The sequence below is a fragment of the Microcoleus sp. AT8-A3 genome (assembly GCF_036705675.1).
Classification (GTDB): Bacteria; Cyanobacteriota; Cyanobacteriia; order Cyanobacteriales; family Microcoleaceae; genus Microcoleus.
In genome coordinates this window covers 1-20553 of record NZ_JAUBVD010000082.1, presented here as the reverse complement: position 1 = coordinate 20553, position 20553 = coordinate 1, and the positions used below count along the sequence as shown (strand labels likewise).

7 protein-coding genes are annotated in these 20553 nt (G+C 43.9%); 3 read left to right on the top strand and 4 right to left on the bottom strand.

Annotated features, from left to right (window positions below; genetic code table 11):
* The first annotated feature begins 819 nt into the window (after positions 1-819).
* Both QUB51_RS27985 and QUB51_RS27980 read left to right on the top strand, forming a co-directional pair.
* Positions 820-1272 carry a response regulator gene (locus QUB51_RS27985; RefSeq protein WP_333056994.1) on the top strand — a complete coding sequence of 151 codons (453 nt, stop codon included), beginning with the start codon at positions 820-822 and terminating at the stop codon, positions 1270-1272.
* Between the two features lie 128 nt (positions 1273-1400).
* Positions 1401-3062 (top strand): diguanylate cyclase domain-containing protein, encoded by a 1662-nt coding sequence (locus QUB51_RS27980; protein ID WP_333264177.1) that lies wholly within the window; start codon positions 1401-1403, stop codon positions 3060-3062.
* A 363-nt stretch (positions 3063-3425) separates the two neighbouring features.
* Here QUB51_RS27980 and QUB51_RS27975 read toward each other — a convergent pair whose 3' ends face one another.
* The 4 genes from QUB51_RS27975 to QUB51_RS27960 all read right to left on the bottom strand — a co-directional run bounded on the left by QUB51_RS27975 (position 3426) and on the right by QUB51_RS27960 (position 17736).
* Complete coding sequence (locus tag QUB51_RS27975) at positions 3426-8444, bottom strand: PAS domain S-box protein (RefSeq protein ID WP_333264181.1); 5019 nt, start codon at positions 8442-8444, stop codon at positions 3426-3428.
* 688 nt (positions 8445-9132) lie between these two features.
* Entirely contained in the window at positions 9133-10338 is a 1206-nt protein-coding gene (locus QUB51_RS27970; RefSeq protein ID WP_333056998.1) for a hybrid sensor histidine kinase/response regulator, read from the bottom strand.
* A 275-nt stretch (positions 10339-10613) separates the two neighbouring features.
* Complete coding sequence (locus tag QUB51_RS27965) at positions 10614-17102, bottom strand: PAS domain S-box protein (protein ID WP_333264184.1); 6489 nt, start codon at positions 17100-17102, stop codon at positions 10614-10616.
* A 502-nt stretch (positions 17103-17604) separates the two neighbouring features.
* Positions 17605-17736 (bottom strand): hypothetical protein, encoded by a 132-nt coding sequence (locus QUB51_RS27960; RefSeq protein ID WP_333057001.1) that lies wholly within the window; start codon positions 17734-17736, stop codon positions 17605-17607.
* A gap of 262 nt (positions 17737-17998) precedes the next feature.
* On the opposite strand from QUB51_RS27960, the gene ppsA reads away from it, so the two are divergent.
* Positions 17999-20476, top strand: a complete 2478-nt coding sequence (gene ppsA / locus QUB51_RS27955; protein ID WP_333057002.1) for a phosphoenolpyruvate synthase — start codon at positions 17999-18001, stop codon at positions 20474-20476.
* Positions 20477-20553: the final 77 nt, after the last annotated feature.

Here is a 20553-nt window from a genome sequence, read left to right as displayed (position 1 = left end):
ATTTTAGATTTTAGATTTTAGATTTTAGATTTTAGATTTTAGATTTTAGATTTTAGATTTTAGATTTTAGATTTTAGGTTCTAGATTTTAGATTTTAGATTTTAGATTTTAGGTTTTAGATTGTAGATTTTAGATTTTAGATTTTAGATTTTAGGTTGTAGATTTTAGGTTGTAGATTTTAGATTTTAGGTTGTAGATTGTAGATTGTAGATTGTAGATTTTAGGTTTTAGATTTTAGATTTTAGAATTGAAGAAAGCGACTCCACTGATAAATCCGGGGGCAAGTGAAGAGGATTCGGAGCTTTTTTCTCGCTCCACGGATGAATCCGGGGGCTTGTCACCAAATTGCTTGATTGTCACCCGTCCTTTACTTAAGCTTTAAATATCTTTATCTTTTCTTTACAAAAATGCTTATAAAGTGTAGCATATTCACTGATGACATCGAGCTATAAATCTATCAATATAAATCTATTAGCTCTATCCTTATACAACTTATAAATCAGCGGTGCGCGCAAGACTTGTTAATTTTTTTCAACTGTATCCAGAGCATCTTGCTTTGGGATGCAGTAGTTTCCATAGTAGTTCGCGGAGAAAGATTTGTGATGTGTTTGCAGTTTGCAGGTTTTCGGACAGACTGCCAAGTGAAACAATCATGATTCGCAAACCTTTGCAAATGCAGAAAAAATGTAAATTATTGCAACACAATTTCAGTGTTCTCTGCAAGATTTACCGGATGATGGCAAGAGATTATTGGCAGGTACTCAGACACGGATCAAAGTCCAGCGACCTCACAAAAAACGTTCGGAGTGAGGCAAAGCCGTGAATTATAAAAAGAAAAGATTTACTCTTTTAATAGCCAACGATGACGAGGATACGCGCTTTTTGGTGAAGGAAGCACTGGGAGAAGTTCGATTTGAAATTACGAGCGAATTTGTGGAAAATGGAGAACAAGTTCTAGACTACTTGTACCGTCGTGGTCAATATGTTGGTAGCAGCAATTGGCATCAGCCAGACTTGATACTTTTGGATCTGAATATGCCGAGGCTGGACGGGCGAGAAACACTAAGTTTGATCAGAGCTGACCCTCATTTGCAACAAATTCCGGTTGTAATACTCACAACTTCCCACCGCAGAGGAGATATCTTGCTTTGCTACCGCTTGGGAGCCAATTCTTTCATATCCAAACCAGTAACTTTTGAAGGATTGCTGGAAGTAATGAAGACTTTATGTGAGTATTGGTTTGAGATCGTTTCACTCCCACCGGATATGTAAGCTTTAATGGAGCGCTAAATGCGTAGTTTGAGTGTATAGTGAATTTGATAAGCGGAAATATTTGCCGATCGCAAGTATCGCTATCAAAACAAAAAAGTTGCCTTCGACTCGCTCCGAACGCTATAGTTGTGTTAACACGTAACCAATGTCTGAAAATTTTGTTGGTTGAGGATGACCTCGGAGATCCGACAATGATCGAAGACCTTCTAGGGTCATTCAGCGAGTCTCTATTTCTTCTCCAAACTGTTAAGTCTCTGGAGATAGGAGTTGGGCGTCTGGAAGTAGACAAGTTTGACGCCGTACTATTAGATTTGTCACTGTCAGACAGCTTGAGGGGAAGCGAGGCGATCGCAGTTTTGAAAGGGCGATGGCCGACATTGCCAATTGTGGTGCTGACAGATATCAACGATGAAAATATAGCCCGCTCAGTATTGCGCTGGGGCGCTCAAGATTGTTTGGTAAAGGGAAGATTTCACCGAACTCTGCTGGTGCGGGCTATCCATTACGCGATCGAACGCCAGCAAATCGAAGAACAATTGCGACAGCAGGCTCTGCGACAGCGGCTGTTGGGCAAAATGATCGAACATATTCGATCGTCAATAGATCCGGCAAGCATTCTCCAAAGTACCGTCGCAGAAGTGCGCCAATTTCTCCAAACAGACCGCGTTTTAATTTATCGCTGTCAGGATTGGGTGTCTCAATTGGACGGGGAAGAGCAAAAAGGTGCGATCGTCGCAGGTGACGGTTTGCCAGAAGGTTATATTGAAAACCAAAATATTAGTGCTGCTTTGGCGGTGTCATGCTTTGTTTTAGTCGAATCCCAATCGGTACAAGCAATAGCAGATGTCAACACTGCCCCCTTGGCTGGCAGTTGCAAAGAATTGTTGACAGATTGTGAAATTGCAGCAGTTATCAGCGTACCAATTTGGCAATCAGGCGACTGGGAAACGGCAAAAGAAACACAAGAAGCCAGTGTTTGGGAAGTCGAGAACAATCAAGATGCAGCGGAAAATTATATCTGGCACCAGGCGAGTGGCAAACTGCAGGCGCAGGGTAAAAATTTGCCGGATTCGATCGCAGAAAATGGCAATAGTTTGTGGGGAATGCTGACAGCATACAATTGCAGTGGTGTCAGGGAATGGCAACAGTGGGAAATAGATTTTTTACAGCACTTGGCAAATCAAGTGGCGATCGCGATCGAACAATCTCAACTTTACCGCAAGCTAGCAATAGCCAATCAAAAATTGCAGCAACTGGCAACTACTGACGGACTGACTGGCATTGCCAATCGCCGCCAGTTCGATCGAGTTTTGAGCTTAGAGTGGCGCAGATTGGCCAGAGAGGAACTGCCGCTGTCTTTAATTATGTTTGACATCGACTTTTTTAAACTTTACAACGAGTTTTATGGGCACCTCGGCGGGGACGATTGTTTGCGCCAAGTTGCCGGGGCGATCGCCAGCGCCACCAACCGGGCTGGGGATTTGACTGCCCGCTACGGTGGCGAAGAATTTGCCCTAGTGCTGCCCAACACTAGCGCCGAAGGGGCAAACGCTGTCGCCCAAAAAATTTGCGACGGCATCGCCAGCTTGAAACTACCCCACGCGCGATCGTCGATCGGCCCCTACGTTACCCTCAGTTGCGGCATTGCGACAGCGATTCCTTCTGCCCGGGAATCTCCCAATGCCCTAATTCGCAGCGCTGACAGCGCCCTTTTTAAAGCCAAAACCGAAGGCAAAAATCGCATTTGTCACGCCAGCAGTAACTCGGAATCTTCCCCGATTGTTATGTAAAATTTGAAGGTAATTTGTAATATCGTGTTTGATTTTTCACTCACAACTCATAACTCATAACTTATATTGTTGACCTTGGCATCAGAATAATTTTTTGATATCATGTCCGTTCGATTGACCATAATATCACGGTCGGGCGGGTTTTTGAGATTGTTAATTATTAGCAGATATTGTTGGTGAACCCGCCCCTACCTGATTTCTGCTAATCGACCGGACATGATATTACTTGTTTAGGAACAGGCTTTTCGGCCTGTTCCACAAGAAAATTCCCTCTTTGTGGAACAGGCCGAAAAGCCTGTTCTTGAGAAGGGTGCCAGATGTGAGATATTGCCCATTTCCGCTTTCCAATTACCAATTGCTAATTTATTGCCCCAAATTTGAATTCCTACCAGTTAAATTCGGCCGCACTGGAATTTCAATTAAAAACTCCGCTCCCTCACCCGGTGTCGAAATACAGCTCAATCGGCCGCCGTGGCGATCGACGATAATCGAGTGAGAAATCGACAGTCCCAAACCCGTACCCTTGCCCACAGGTTTAGTCGTGAAAAATGGGTCAAACAGCCTCGATCGCACTGACTCCGGTATCCCCCCCCCGTTGTCGGCAATCGATACCGCTACGAAGCCCCCAGCCACCTGATAACTGCGAATAGCGATCGTGCTGGGATGTCGATCGCACTCCTCGATCGAACGCTGCTTGTCCCGTTCTTCCAAAGCATCGATCGCATTAATTAAAATATTCATAAATACCTGATTTAACTCGCCAGGAAAACATTCAATTTGTGGCAATACTTGGTAATCTTTAATTATCTGAATTTCTCCATGACTGCTGTGAGATTTTAACCGATTTTGCAAAATCATCAAAGTGCTATCAATTCCCTCGTGAATGTTAACCGACTTCCCCGCGGACTCGTCCAATCGGGAAAAATTACGCAACGATTTCACAATCTCGACAATTCGCTCGGTTCCTACTTGCATCGAATTAAACAATTTCGGGAAATCCTCAGCAATATAATCCAAGTCTATTTCATCAATTTTCTCCAAGACTTTGGCCGGAGGATGAGGACAGTAATGCTGGTAAACTTTAATCAATTCCAGCAAATCTAAAGTGTAATTACGAGCGGGATTGAGATTGCCGTGAATAAAGCTAACAGGGTTATTAATTTCGTGAGCAACACCAGCAACTAACTGACCCAAGCTCACCATTTTTTCATTTTGAACGAGCTGAGCTTGAGTCGTTCGGAGTTTGTTAATAGCTGCTTCTAACTCTAGCGCTTTTGAACGTTCTCGCGCTTCCGATTCCTGCAAGGCTGACTCGGCTTGTTTGCGATCGGCAATTTCACTTTGTGCTTGCTCAAACAGCATTGATTGCTGGATCGCGATCGCCAACTGCACGCTAATTTGTTTGAGACACTCGACCTCAATTTCCAGCCAGCGACGGCGGCCCGCGCACTCGTGGGCAATCAATAGCCCCCACAACTTCTCGCCTTGCAAAATCGGCACTACCAAATTAGCTCGCACCTGAAATTGACTTAATAAATTAATGTAGCACAGGGAAAGACCTGCTTTGTAAATATCATGCACAGCTAGAGGGCGACCGTCTTCGTAAGCAGAAGCAGAGCTGTCTTCAAAGCAGGAATCTTTAATAGTTATTCCTTGAATCGACTGCCAATTTTCGCCCACAGACTCGACAGTTATAAAACCGCTCCAATCGGGATTAAAGCGATAAATAACTGTCCGATCTGTTTGCAAAAAGTGCCGTACTTCAGCAACAGTGTTTGTCAAAATTTCTTCTAAATTGAGAGAAGAGCGAATGCGCTCCAGCATTTTTACCACCAGGCGTTCGCGCTTTAATTGCTGGCGCAAGATAGCCTCGGCAAGTTTGCGAGTGCTAATATCTTCAATCACAGCAATTACATAGCTAGGTTCCCCAAACCCATCCCGCACTAAAGATACAGTCATATTAGTCCAAACAAATGAACCGTCTTTGCGAATAAAGCGTTTTTCAATAGAATAATTAAAAATTTCCCCAGCTAACAGTCTGTCGCGCGACTCGACATCTGCTGCTACATCTTCGGGGTGAGAAATGTCCCCAACATTTCGCGATTTTAGCTCTAATTCTGAGTAGCAGACAATATTGCAAAACCCTTGATTTGCATTCAAAAATTGACCGTCGCGCCACACTTTGACAATGCCAATCGCCGCTTGTTCAAATACAGCTCGAAATCGCTGTTCGCTTTCTTGTAAAGCAATTTCTGCTTTTTTGCGATGGCTAATGTCCATTGCCGTGCCACACAGCCGCACCACCTGACCCAACTCATTTTTAACAGCTTTTCCTTTAGCGTTAACGTGCCTAATTTCTCCTGATGGAAAATAGATGCGGTGGTCGATGTCGTAAGCTGTTCCTTCAGTCACTGCTTTTTGTACAACTTCTGCAAACCTTTCTTTGTCATCGGCATGAATTTGCTCTAAAAGTTCTTCCATTGTCGGCGGCCGATTCAATTCTCGACCGTAAACTCGAAACAGTTCTTCCGACCAAGTAATAACTCCTGTCTCCCTATCAAATTCCCAATTGCCGATGCGGGCTATTTTTTGCGCTGCTTGCAACTGTTCGGCAATTTGTTGCAAAGATGCGATCAACTGCGTTTTTTCGGCTTCTGCTGCAACGCGGGCGCTGATATCTTTGTGAGTGCCTGTTATCCGCAGTGGCGTACCCCATTCGTCGTACTCGACTACCTTGCCCATCGCCAGAATCCACTGCCAATTGCCCGCTTTATTGAGCATCCGAAATTCAAATTCATAGATATCAGTCTCACCTTCCAAATAGGAATTTAAACATTCCATTACCTTCACTCGGTCTTCGGGATGCAGCAAAGTTTCCCAACATTTGAGGTTATTTTCAATTTCGGTTTCTGCATAGCCTAGCATTGATTTCCAATAAAAGTCGAAATAAGTTTCGCCAGTAGCTATATTCCAATCCCACAGCCCCAAAGAGCTACCGGAAACCGCCAACTGTAATCGCTCTTGACTGAGTTTTAATGCCGATTCGGTGCGTTTTATTTCTGTGAGGTCGGCAATTATGGCTATCATTCCTATCGGTTGCTTAGCGCTATCTTTAATGCAGTTAGCCCGCAAAAAAGTTTCTATAATATCGCCATTTTTACTCTTGATTTCAATTTCACTTTCCCAGGAAAAACCTTTCCGCAGCACCCTAAATAACTTTCTCAAGTCTTGAGATTTGGGGTACATTACTGCTGGGCCGCCGGCATTATTTAGTTCCTCCACTGTATAGCCGTAGCGCTGAATAAATGCTTGATTATGATAAACGGAATAACCGTCTAAATCTGCGATCGCGATCGCATCACTAGCACTGTCTACAGCTTGAGTTACTAGGCACAGAGTCAGTTCGGCTTGTTTGCGATCGGTAATATCAAAAATCGCTCTGTCGAGCCACAAAACCAGCCCTTCCAGATTGTAAGTTGGCCTACCTCTTTCCGACACCCACCGCACCGCTCCGTCATCGCGAACAATCCGGTATTCTAGATTGTACGGCTGTTTCGACTCTACTGCTGCGCTGATTTGTCGATCGACCATTTCCTTGTCTGCCTCGTGGACAATGCTCGCAAAACTTAAGCCGTTGTTGCGAATAAAATCTCCAGCAGGATACCCACTAATTACCTCAATTTCATCGCTAATAAATACCATCGTCCACTCAGCATCGTACAAGCTGCGGCAGATAGCGCCAGGGATATTCTCAACGAGCGATCGAAATCTGGCTTCGCTCTCCCGCAAAGCTGCTTCAGTCTGCTTTAAATCAGTAATATCCAGCACGATCCCTTCCCAAACTATATCCCCTTCCTGCCCTATTTTAGTCGCAAAATCAACTCGTTCCGGTCTCGAAACCCCTTGCATCCACTTAAGTTTTCCCGACGGTACAATCGCCCGCCATTCCTGCTGCCATGGCTGCATATTTGCCGCAGAAACAGCAATAGATTCTTCAAATTTTTGACAATCATCTGGATGAATAAAATCAAAAAGTAGTTGAGGATTATGCTGAATATTTTCTGGCTCCAATTCATATAAATCGATGCTCCCCGAAGAAATATAAGGGAAACTTTTTTTTCCGTCTGTTGAGAGACGAAATTGATAAATTATTCCCGGTAAATTGGCTGCAAGTTGCCGAAGTCTAGCTTCGCTTTCTTGCTGCGCTAATTGTTTGCGCCTATCCTCAGTGATATCTCGAATTATCCCGACGAGATTTTTACTGCCATCGCTATTTTCAAATACAGTTTTTTTAGTAGACAAAATGTGCTTTGCACCGCGGCCGTCCGTAAATATTTCCTCGCTCTCGTTTTCTTCCCCCGTCCTAAAAACTTGTTCGTCATTCTGCCAAAAAATCTCAGCTTCTTGTCTTGGGAAAAAGTCATAATCCGACTTGCCCAGCAGTTCCTCGCGCTCCTTGCCGAGCAGCTTGCAAAAAGCATCATTTAACAGTATCCAGCGGTGCTGTTCATCCTTGACAAAAAGTGGGTCTGCCACTGCATCGATTGTATAATTCAAAAACTTTTTACTAGCTTCTAGTTCGGAAAGTGCTAAAATTTTATCGGTAATATCATTGATAGTTCCTGTCGTCCCCTGCGCCCCGCCGTTCTCGCCCCAAAGAAAAAATTCTTGCACTTCTACCCACCGAATTTCGCCATTTTTTGTAAGATATCGAATTTGATAGCAATTGGATGTTTCTTGATTTTCGCTCAGACCTGTCAACGAATTTAAATATTGGTATTGATCCTCAGAATGAATGTAACTCAAACAGGAAGTTCCTAAGCTTTCATCAACGGTAAATCCGGTGATTTCTGTCCAAGCCGGATTGAGAAAAGTCCAATTGCCCGCCGTATTTGTTTCAAAAACAACTTCTTTGATATTGTCAACAACCTGCTGGTATTTTTCTTGACTTTTTTTCCATTCTGCTTGCCGTTTCTGGCGGGCGATCGCGCACCTGAGCGTCCGTACCAGCAGCCGGCTGTCTACCTGTCTTTTCACCAGATAATCTTGGGCGCCGGCGGCAATTAACTCGACAGCTAGTTCTTCGTCATCAGCCGCTGTCAGAATGACGATCGGAGTATTGATACCGCAATCTTGAAGTCGGAAAAAAGTATTAAATTTTGGGCTGTCAGGAAGTGAAATATCTAATAAAATTACATCAAAAATTTGCTCCCTTAAAATTTCTATCGCTTCACGAAAGCGAACTACATTGGTCACATCAATTAAGTGTCCTAGTTGGGGTTCAGACAGCAGTTCTTGAATGAACTCTGCATCTTCGGCACAATCTTCTACTAAAAGAATTTTTAAACTAAGCGTTAAAGTTGACTCAAACACAGATGTCATACCATTTTAGATTTTAGATTTTAGATTTTAGATTTGGAATGACTGATGACTGATGACTATCGCGGTTTGGCTGTTGCGTAAACTAGCATTTTTTTTACGGGTATCCTTTTGCTATTTTTTAGTAATTATAAAATCTCAGCAGCGGATGCAGCTACCTAGCTGATGATTGGGGAACTTGAAGCACACGCTTTAGAGTGCGCTGTGTGCTTGCAGACCACCCAGATTTATTTGTAGAATTGAGTTGTTCGCTGCAAGTTGTCCGCCTGGCCCCAAACCTAGTGGCCCAAAACTATTATACTCTTACCAATATTGCAACTCAACTCTATTTTAATTTACAACCTTTGGCAGGGGAATAGCAAGAGGCAAATCAAAAGAACGCGGATTAATCAGGATTGGCATTGCTGATAGCCTTTGAAAATTTAGATTTTAAATAGCCGTTTAAAGCTTGCCTAAAGTTAAAATATTTGTTTTTGGAATAGTCTTACTAAGCTAGGAGAATTACCGTTAATTTACAAAATCCGCTCTGAGATTGTGTCCGGTTAATAGCCCGCAATTAGCGCTTGTTTGTATTGAGCAATGCAAGTCCTCTCTTGAGCGAGTAACCAAGACTTGCATTCCATGCTACAAATTTAATTACAAACTTAATTATGGTTGTCTAACCCGACACAAGTTAACTCAGTTGAGTCGCTCAATTTGTCTGCGGTTTGGGCAGCACAACTGTAAACACGCTGCCTTGACCGACATTGCTGCTAATAGCAATTTCACCGTTAAAAGGTTTTAAAAGTTCAATACAAGTATAAAGTCCTAGACCAGTTCCTGTTGGTTCACCTTCCGTTTTTGCCTCGCCTTTAGGCGGCTTGGATGTGTAAAAAGGATCAAAAAGTTTTGGCAAATCTTCAGATGATATGCCGCATCCCGTATCTGCAATATCCATGTATATGTTCGAGTCGTCTTGCCGCGTCACGATAGTTATTTCTCTGCTTTTCTTTTCCCACATAGCATCCATTGCATTATTAATTAAATTATAAAATACTTGAGAAAGATAGGAATAAATCAATGGAATACTGTCAATTTCTTCGTCATAAAAGTATTTTTTTCTAATTTTATTTTTAAAATATAGGTTGCCTTCCAATAGCTGAATTTCTCGCTGCACTAAATCGTTGATATTCACCGGGTGCAAATCTTGCTTTTGCTCGTTGCGGCTTTTCATCATCAGAGTATCCATGATCTGATTGATTTTTGTGACTGCTTGAAAAATATACTTAGTATAATTAAACAGAGAGTCTTCTTGAATTTGTGTGGCTTTTGTTTCAATCAAATCGACGCTAGTCTGAATCACTTGCAGCGGACTTTTGAGGTTGTGAACCATGCCCTGAGTCAAACGTCCGATGATGGCTGTTTTTTCCTGGTTGATTAATTGCTTGGTTTTTTGTTCAACAAGTCTTTCCAGGTTTTGGTTGAGGTGGGCAAGTTCGAGGTTTTTTTCTTCGAGTTTTTTTTGCAAGCTGCGGATTGTCAAGTGGGTTTGAATCCGGCTCAAAACTTCTTCGTGCTGGAAAGGCTTAGTGATGTAGTCAACTGCTCCTGTCTGAAAGCCTTTTACTTTATCAGGCGTATCGGAAAGGGCGCTCATAAATATGATGGGAATATCTTGCGTTGACGCGTCTGCTTTCAAGCGTCGGCAAGTTTCAAAACCGTCAATTCCTGGCATCATGATATCCAAAAGAATCAAGTCGGGATGAATGTAGTCAATTTGCTCGATCGCACTTTCGCCGTCTAGAGCCACTAATACTTTAAACCCGTAATTCCTTAACAACTCGAAAAGTACGTCAAGATTTGTTTGGTTGTCATCGACAATTTGTATGATGCTTCTTTCGGAATTCTTATCGTTCATATTCAAGGGAAATATTAAAATTTTTGATTTTTGATTGGTGGTTTGTGAGTTTAAATCGGATTCAAGTGATTTTCTGCGGCTCTAGAAATCCGGTTGCTTCATAGATGCCTTTATTTGCAATCACTATTTTCTTTTGTGGGCGGGATCTGGGGTCCAACCCCTACTCGCCACAAGAAATTCAGTCTCTGTGGAACAAGCCGGGAAGCTTGTTGCTGACCATGGTGCAAGATCAGAGATTTAACTGATTTTAAGTTGTCTGTTAGTTACAGTCAATTTTAGGACAAATGTTGCTTCAAAAAATCTCGAATTTGCTTGAGCTGAAATCCTTTAGCAAGTTGGCGCAGGTGATGAACGAAAGGCACTAATCTCGGATCGGAATGTTCAAGTTTAGCAGTTTCTTCCAGAATAGCTTCAATATCGCCCATTGCAGCCAATCTTAACAACGCCAAGACTGACTCTGAGGCAGGAGACACCATCGTTGAGTCAGCAGCAGCAATCTCAGAAGATGCTTTGGCAGTTCGATATGTCCGCTTTTTGGTTTGCGATCTTTCTTCGTAAACCCATTCTAGTCTCAAATGCAGGCGCAATAATTCTAAAAGCTCATTAGTTTGAATCGGCTTGGTGATAAAATTATCGCAACCTGCAAGTATGCTCTCTTGCTTGGTAGTCTCGTAAACGTTAGCGGACAAAGCAAGGATAACCGTATCTTTTAATTCCGGCAACTGTCGCAGCCGCCTGGTAGCTTCCCAACCGTTCATTACCGGCATCAGCAAATCCATTAAAATTATATCCGGTAGAAATTCCTGTGCTTTGTGCAAACAGTCTTCGCCGTCTGTAGCTTCTGCAATTTCAAAGCCTAAATGAAAAAGCAGCCTGTGCAACATGGCGCGATTTACTTCGTGATCGTCCACGATTAGCACTTTCCGCTGGGGGCCGATAAAACCTACAAGCCGCCTTTTTTCTTGTCGGGAGGGAAGTTCCGAACACTGCGCGACTGCGGGTAAGTCTAGATCCAACCAAAATATGCTGCCTTTGCCGGAGGTACTTTGGACGCGAATTTGGCTGCCCATCATTTTGACTAATTTTTGGCTGATGGAAAGTCCCAGTCCCGTACCTTCGACGAAATTGTTATGATCGCCCACTTGATGAAAAGGCAAAAATATTTCTTCTAATTTATTCTGAGAAATGCCAATGCCGGTATCTTCGATTTGAAAGCGAATTTTAGGGGTAGGGGAACGGCCAGTATTGTCTGTTGTCACCTCGCGCGTTTCTGTTGTTCCCAGCGGCGGGTTAGACATTTGCTGCGCGTCTAAATTAGCGGTCAAATTGATTGTTTTAGGTGCAATTTCCGCTGTCCAAATCGAACTTTTGCTGTTGGTTTGATGATAATTATCGGGGAAATTTTCTGCATAACCGACTTTGAATGTAACGCTGCCGCTGTTCGTAAACTTAACGGCATTGCTGAGCAAATTAATCAAAACTTGACGCAACCTTTTTTCGTCTGCCAAAATGCCATCTGGCAGCGCTGACACCTGCTCGTAATTAAAGGCAATTCCTTTTTGAGCAGAGCGCATCTGGAACAAATCAATAATACTTTTAACAAAACTGGAAAAATGCAGGTTTGTCAGAGACAGATCCATTTTACTAGCTTCGATTTTTGAGAGGTCTAAAACATCATTAATCAGCATCAGCAGGTGGTTGCCACACTGGTGAATGTTGTTAAGACTTTCCTGTTGATCGGCGGTAAAGTTTTTATCGACTTTTAGCAGTTGAATGTATCCCAAAATCCCGTTCAAAGGCGTCCGCAATTCGTGGCTCATGTTCGCGAGAAAGTCGCTTTTAGCGCGGTTGGCGGATTCGGCGGCTTCTTTAGCTAATTGCAGGGCGGCTTCTGCAAGTTTGCGATCGGCAATTTCGGTTTGTGCTTGTTCAAATAGCATCGATTGCTGAATGGCGATCGCCAACTGCACCCCCAATTGTTTTAGGCACTCTCCCTCCAATTGTTGCCAGGGACGCGGGCCCGTGCAGTGGTGGGCAATTAACAGCCCCCACAAGTTTTCGCCTTGCAAAATCGGCACTACCAGATTCGCTCTCACGTCTAGCCGAGTCAACAAACCCAAGTGGCAGTCGGCTAGGCCCGCATTGTGAACATCTTCTATGGCTCTAATTCTACCGTCTTGGTAAAGATGAACGTAGGCTGCCCCGAAACAGGGGTCATAAATTTCCATTCCTACAATTGGTCGAACATTTTCGGCAACCGACTCAACAGCGATAAACCCGCTCCAATCAGGATTGAATTGATAAATAATAGTGCGGTCTACTTGCAAAAAATGACGCACTTCTTCGACACTTTTGGTTAAAATTTCTTCAAGATTTAGAGAATATCTAATGCGTTCCAACATGGCTACTGCCAACTGTTCGCGCTTTAATTTTTGTCGCAAAATTAATTCCGATTCTTTGCGTTTTGTGATATCAGTAATTACTGCAATCAAGCCGATTGAATTACTATGAATATCTTGAATACTGTCGGCTCGCACCAGAGCAGTTACTGCTTCGTTGCTCTTAGTTTGCAGTGCAACTTCGCCACACCAAGAGCGACCTTTGCGAAGGCTTTTATAGATTTGTTTGTAATTTTTATGCCGGACATACAGCGCGGTCATATCGCCAAGATTATTGAGTTCTTCCACTGTGTAGCCGTAGCGCTGAATAAAGGCTTGATTGTGATAAATAGACCGCCCTTTCAAGTCGGCGATCACGATCGCATCGCTGGTACTTTCGACGGCTTGAGTGACCTGCAGTAAAGCTAATTCTGCTGCTTTGCGATCGCTAATATCCGTCATCGAACCCACCATCCGCAGAGGGTTTCCGGCTTCGTCCCACACTGCTTGAGCGCGGGCGAGCACCCACTTATAGCTACCGTCTTTGCACTGCAAGCGGTATTCGGCGGCGTAATTGGGGGTTTGCCGATCGAGATAACCTTGGATCGCTGCTTGCACTCGTGAGCGATCGTCTGGATGGATGCGATCGATCGATGCGCTGTTGGTGCTGTCGATTTCGCCGTCTGTGTAACCGATAATTTCTTGCCAGCGGGCCGAGCGAAAAGCTTCATTTGTTTGAAGATTCAGATCCCAAATTCCGTCTTGATTGCCTTTAAGAACTAACTGCCAGCGTTCTTCACTTTTACGCAATTCTTCTTCGGCTTGTTTGCGCTGAATATGATCGCCCAACTGAGTCGCTACAGCCTTGACCAACTCTACTATACGCGGTTCCATAATCGAGCGATCGCGCTTGCAGAATACTAAAACTGCCAGCACCTTTGAACTAGCGTGAATTGGCACTCCGAAACAAGCTTTCAATCCGACTGATTTCGCCATTTGCGATCGGGCAAAAAGATGATTTTTGGCTAGAGAAATATCTTCAATCCATTCTACATTTCTGGTTGACCAAATCCGTCCAGGTACTGCCACTCCGGCGGCGAATCTAATTCTTTTACTTTCGCGGCCGAACCTATCTAAATCGCGATCGCTAGCGTACCAAGTTTCGCTATGTTCCAAACAACTACCGTTAGCAGTCGGTATCCAAGCTTCCGCAAAATTCCAGCCGATCGCATTGCACAGCAACCGCAGAATTTGCGGGAGGGCGCTGTGAAAATCGGCAGACTGACTAATAGCTTGAGTTGCGGCCAGCAACAGCTTTATTTCATCTTCTGCTTGCTTGCTTTCGGTAATATCAGTTGCCGTGCCGAGAATTTGTTTTAACTTACCGTCTGCTGTTTTGGCAAATACAGTATCTCGGCTAACCATCCAGCGCCAAGAACCATCCTTGTGCCTAATTCTGTATTCAATTTCAAAGATATCCCCTTCGCTGCCTGTTTCGACTTGCTGTAAATAATCAGGCATTTTGATTAAATTTTCGGGGTGGATTAAAGTTGACATCATCCACGGCCCCATTGCCTGAATTTCCTCTACTGTATAGCCAAGAATGTGGTAGATAGAAGCGTTCCCATAGATATTTTTTTTTTCAATTAAGTCACAAACATACAAAATATTAGGAATTGCCCCAGCAATTTGCTGAGCGAATCGCTGGCTTTCCCGCAGTGCTGCTTCTGCTTGTTTTCTTTGAGAAATATCGCGAACAACGCAAATAGTTTCTCCGCCGGCTAGCATTGTCAGCGATACATCGAGAGGGACTTCCGATCCGTCGCGGCGGCATCCTACTGCTTCGGTGCTGTAAGAACCTTTCTGCACTAAAGTCGGCAGGACTTCTTGCTCGAACCTTTGCAGTTCTGCACCTTGGTAGAATATTTTCCAACTTTTACCTAAGATTTCTTCGAGAGAGTTGTAACCGTAGATATTGAGTCGTGCTGCGTTGCAATAAATCACCTCTTTGTCGGCACTGAATATGGCGATACCTTCGGAAGCAGCCGCCATTGCTGCTGCTTGCCTGTGGAGTTTTGACTCGAAACGTTTGCGATTGGTGATGTCGCGGACGATCGCGATAATTTCGTCATCCGTGCAGAAAACAATTCTCGCTTCAAAATCGTACAGTTCATCATTAACGGGCATTTGATATTCTACAACTTGAATCTCGCCAGTGGCGATCGCTTGTTGATGGCCCGACAAGATTTTGTCAGCAAAAGCAGCAGGCAATATGTCTTGTGCTTTTTTGCCGATTAGTGCTTTTTGCGGTAGGATATTATCGAAATCTTTTGCAGGTTTGAAGTCTACAAAAGTGCCGTCTGCCCGACAGCGAAATATCATGTCTGGTATCGCATTTAAAAGAGCGCGGTTGGTGGCTGCGCTCTTACGCAATTCAGCTTCAGCTTGCTTGCTAAATGTAACATCGCGAGCCACGGCATAAATCAAACCTTCTTCTGCAAACGGCGATGCAGTCCACGACAGCCATTTATAAGTACCATCTTGGCAAAGATAGCGGTTTTCTAAGCTAATAATCGGGTGGCTTTTTTTAAGTTTTTCTAATTCCGCTACAGTAATTTCTAGGTCTTCTGGATGGACTAATTCTATCAAAGGTTTGGCTAAGATTTCATCGCTGCTATAACCCAATACATTTGACCAAGCGGGGTTTAAGCGTTTGAAATAGCCGTCAAAACCTGCAATGCAAAGTAAATCCAGCGAGAGATTAAAAAATCGATCGCGGTCTTGCTGGGTTTGTTTCAATTCCGTAACATCCATCACTAAACCGTCCCAAACTATATCGCCGTTTGCTTGCTTTTCTGGCTTCGACGCGCCTTGAAGCCATTTCACTCTATCTCCCATAACTTGCCGCCACTGGTGTTGCCAAGCTTGCTGAGTCGCCGCTGAAGTTGCCATCGATCGCTGCAAGTCTGAGATGTCGTCTGGGTGAACTGTTGCAAAAGCCAAACTGGCATTTTCTTCTATTTCTTCTGGCTTTAAATTGTATATCTGCCAACTGCCAGAAGAAACGTAAGTAAAAGATGTTTTACCATCTACATAAAGCCGATATTGATAAATCATTCCCGGCACGTTGTCCGTCATTATTTGAAATCGAGCTTCGCTTTCCTGCAACGCAATTTGCTGGCGTTTGTATTCGGTCACATCTCGCATTGTTCCAACCAACATTTTAGTCCCATCGGTTTTTTTAAATACTGTTTTTTTAGTAGATATAATGCGTTCTTGACCACCGCTATCTGTAAAAATTTCTTCTGTTTCCTGAGCAAGACTTCTTTGCAATACTTGCTCGTCTTGTTGCCAAAAAAAAGCCGCTTGTGCTGGGGGAAAATAATCGTATCCTGACTGGCCAATCAGTTCCGATCGCCTTTTTCCTATCAAATTGCAAAAAGCATCGTTTACAACGATCCATTTGTGCTGCTCATCTTTGACAAAAATTGGATCGGGAGTAGAATTTATCGTGTGATTTAAAAACTCTTCTGATGCTTTTAATTGAGCTTCGTAACGGTAGCGATCGCTCACGTCCAAGACTACTTTAATCAGGCGGTCTATCGAGCCGTCTAGGGCGCGGATACAGCGAAGGTAAACTCTAGTATAAACGGTTTTTCCATCTTTTCTGCGCCATCTTTGGTCTAAAACATAGCCTTCACTCTGCCCTGCCAAAATTTTATTTAACTGCTCTAAACTAGACTGCAAGTCTTCAGGAAAAACCCACATTTCCCAATTCTCATGCCAAAAATCCTGGCGATCGTATCCCAGTAAATCGCACAAAGCATCGTTCACTTCCAACCACTCGCATTTTTCGGGTGCTGAGGGGGAAATAGGAGGAGCGAGAATGGCAATTCCGACGAGAGAATTCTCGACTACCGAGCGATATTTTTCTTCGCTTTTTCGTAAAGCTTCTTGGTTGTGCTGTCGCTCGACTGCGTAGCGAAGCGATCTAATTAACACTTCGCTGTCAATTTTTCGCTTGACTAGATAATCTTGAGCTCCGGCTTGGATTGACTGCAGGGCAAGCTCTTCATCGTTGCGGGCAGTCAGTACGACAATCGGAGTATTTAGACTATATTCTTGTATTTTGACAATTGTATTTAAGTCTTGGCTGTCTGGCAGCGAAAGGTCTAGTAAAATCACATCAAAATGTTCGCTGACCAAAAGTTCCTGCGCTTTGCTCAGACGGTCCGTACAACTTACTGATAGCCTTTGGGGTTCGGCTCTACTGGCGTTTGTTTCTAATAATAATTCTTCAATCAGATCGGCTTCTGCTTGATTGTCTTCGACCAGAAGAACTTTAAAGCCGTTTCGCTTTGCGGGTGGGCTCAAAACTGATATCATATACCTTGTTTTTTGTCATAAGGCAGTTTAGCCACCTATTATAGCATATAAACAATTGTATAGCCACAAAATCCGCCGTTCCCAGTTGAAAACTATTTGGTTCAACAATTACAATGCACTCTATCTTAGATGTTGAACGGTTCTCAATAACTGGCTTTCTGGCCCATTTCAGAAAGAGTAAATTTTCTTGGGAGGGTTTCTTCTAACCAGCTCTTAAAAGGCTTATTGAAAATGATATAATATCTGATATCTATGCGATTGTGTTTTTCCTCTAAGTAGGCTAACGCAATCAGGGGTAAATTTTTTAAGGTTTTTAGAATCTCGGTGTCAGGAGGAAACTAAGCTGCATAGTATTTTTTGAGGCGATCGCCCCTGTCACCCGATTTTAGATTTTAGATTTTAGATTTAGTCCACAGATGAATCGGAGAGGTTGAACTAGAATCTCCTATTTTTGGTGACTCACGACTCCTATCGGAAAGTAAGTATCGGTTTTTGGGCGGGTTCAGCCGATCGCGCGATCGAACCCCACCGTTTCTTGCCCTTGGATTCCGCTACCAACACAATCCCAGCGATATCCCCGCACCAATGAGCGCTCAACGCCAAAAAAGCGGTGAGAACTATCTTCGTTATTCATATTTTTACCACTTCTTTTATAATACCTTACATAAACTCATTCCTGCAAATTCTTTACGTTTTGCAATCAAATCAAATATCTCCACAGGCCTTGCTATTTAGCCAAAAAGTGATAATCTTGAAGTAGAGGCAATCGAAAACTCGGTTGATACAGCCTAGGAAAAAATCAGAGAACTTTGGTAGCCAAATTACAATTCCCAATAAACTGTCCTTTGTTTACTGTGCTTTGACCGAACTGAGATGAAGTTGAGAGGAAAAAAGCCATGATCGAAAAATTAGCAATTGATCAAAAACCCGGTGTAATTCCCAAAGAAAAAGCCTTAGTATTGTTATTTGATGAAGTCGGCATCGCCGACATCCCATTAGTAGGCGGTAAAAATGCTTCTTTGGGCGAAATGATTCAACAATTAACCAGCCAAGGAGTCAGAGTTCCCAACGGATTTGCAACTACAGCATACGCTTACCGGTACTTCATCCAGTCAGCGGGTTTAGAAGCTAAATTGCGCGAAATTTTTGCCGATTTAGACGTAGAAGATATGCAGAACCTGCGACAAAAAGGCAAGCAAGCGCGGGCACTGATTCTCGACACACCATTTCCGCGAGAACTCCAAGCGGCGATCGCCGATGCTTACGAAAAATTGTGCGATCGCTACGGCGACAGTACAGACGTAGCAGTGCGTTCCTCCGCCACCGCCGAAGACTTACCAGACGCCAGTTTCGCGGGACAGCAAGAAACCTACCTCAACGTCCAAGCTTGCGCTGGCGTTCTCGAATGCTGTCACAAATGCTTTGCTTCCATATTCACCGATCGCGCGATTTCCTACCGCCAACAGCGGGGTTTCGACCACTTTGAAGTCGCCCTATCAGTCGGCGTCCAAAAAATGGTGCGATCGGACTTAGCATCCTCCGGCGTCATGTTCAGCATCGACACCGAAACCGGATTTAAAAACGCCGTATTAGTCACCGCCGCCTACGGATTAGGCGAAAACGTCGTCCAAGGAACCGTCAATCCCGACGAATACTTCGTCTTTAAACCCACCTTAAAACAAGGTTTTCGTCCGATTTTAGACAAACGACTCGGCAGCAAAACACTCAAAATGGTGTACGATATCGGTGGTTCTAAATACACCAAAAACGTCTCGGTCATCGCAGCAGAAAAAAACAAATTTGCCATCAAAGATGATGAAATTTTGCAACTAGCAAAATGGGCAGTAGTCATCGAAGAACACTACTCAAAAGTGCGCGGAACGTACACCCCGATGGACATTGAGTGGGCAAAAGACGGCAATACCGGCGAATTGTTTATTGTCCAAGCGCGACCCGAAACAGTACAATCTCAAAAGTCTGCTAAAGTTTTGCGAAACTACAAATTGCAAGGCAGCAGTGCAGTTTTGGCAAAAGGACGCGCCGTTGGCGAATCAATCGGACAAGGCAAAGCCCGCGTGATTTTAGACGTTCACAGAATTGCTGAATTTCAATCAGGAGAAGTTTTAGTTACCAACAAAACAGACCCGGATTGGGAACCAATTATGAAAAAAGCAAGTGCGATCGTCACCAATTCCGGTGGGCGTACTTGTCACGCCGCCATCATCGCCAGAGAAATGGGAATTCCCGCCATTGTCGGCACCGGCGATGCCACCCAAATCTTGAAAAACGGGCAAGAAATCACTGTTTCTTGTTCCGAAGGAGATGAAGGCAAAGTTTATTCCGGTTTGCTTCCTTTTGAAATTCAAGAAACTGCGATCGAGAATTTACCCCGCACCCGCACTCAAATTTTAATGAATGTCGGGAACCCAGAAGAAGCCTTTGGTTTATCAGCCATTCCTTGCGACGGCGTAGGCTTAGCGCGGTTGGAATTCATCATTGCCAATCACATTAAAGCACACCCGCTGGCACTGATTCACTTTGACGAATTGGTGGATGAATCAGTCAAGGAAGAAATTGCAAACCTGACAGCACTTTACCAACACAAACCCGATTTCTTCACCGACAAACTCGCCCACGGAATTGCCACAATTGCCGCCGCATTTTATCCAAATCCCGTTATCGTGCGGATGAGCGATTTCAAGAGCAACGAATATGCTAATCTTTTGGGCGGGCGGCAGTTTGAACCCAAGGAAGAAAACCCGATGATCGGGTGGCGCGGCGCCTCTCGTTATTACGACCCGAATTACCGCGAAGCTTACGCTTTGGAATGCAAAGCATTAAAGCGAGTCCGCGACGAAATGGGCTTGACAAATGTGATTCCGATGATTCCATTTTGTCGCACCCCGGATGAAGGGCGAAAAGTGTTGGCAGAGATGGCAAAACACGGTTTAGTCAAGGGCGAAAACGGCTTGCAAGTGTATGTGATGTGCGAATTGCCAAGCAATGTCATATTTGCTGACGAATTTGCCCAAGTTTTTGACGGATTCTCGATCGGCTCTAACGATTTAACTCAGCTAACATTAGGATTAGACCGGGATTCTGCTTTAGTCGCACACATTTTTGACGAACGGAATGAAGCTGTCAAGCGCATGGTAGCAATTGCCATTAAAGCCGCCAAAAAGTACGATCGCAAGATTGGAATTTGCGGTCAAGCGCCCAGCGATTATCCTGAGTTTGCTCGTTTCTTGGTTGAGTTGGGAATTGATTCGATTAGTTTGAATCCCGATTCAGTTTTGAAGACTTTGTTAGATGTTGCTAAGGTAGAAGGTGCGGGTTCGCTGATGGATTTAGCGGGGGATATTGCTAAGGTTTAACCGTTTTGGTTTTGGAAAGCAACCGGGTTTCTCAAAAAGTTTGTGGGATGGGCGTCGGGCCCGTCCAAAAAAGACGG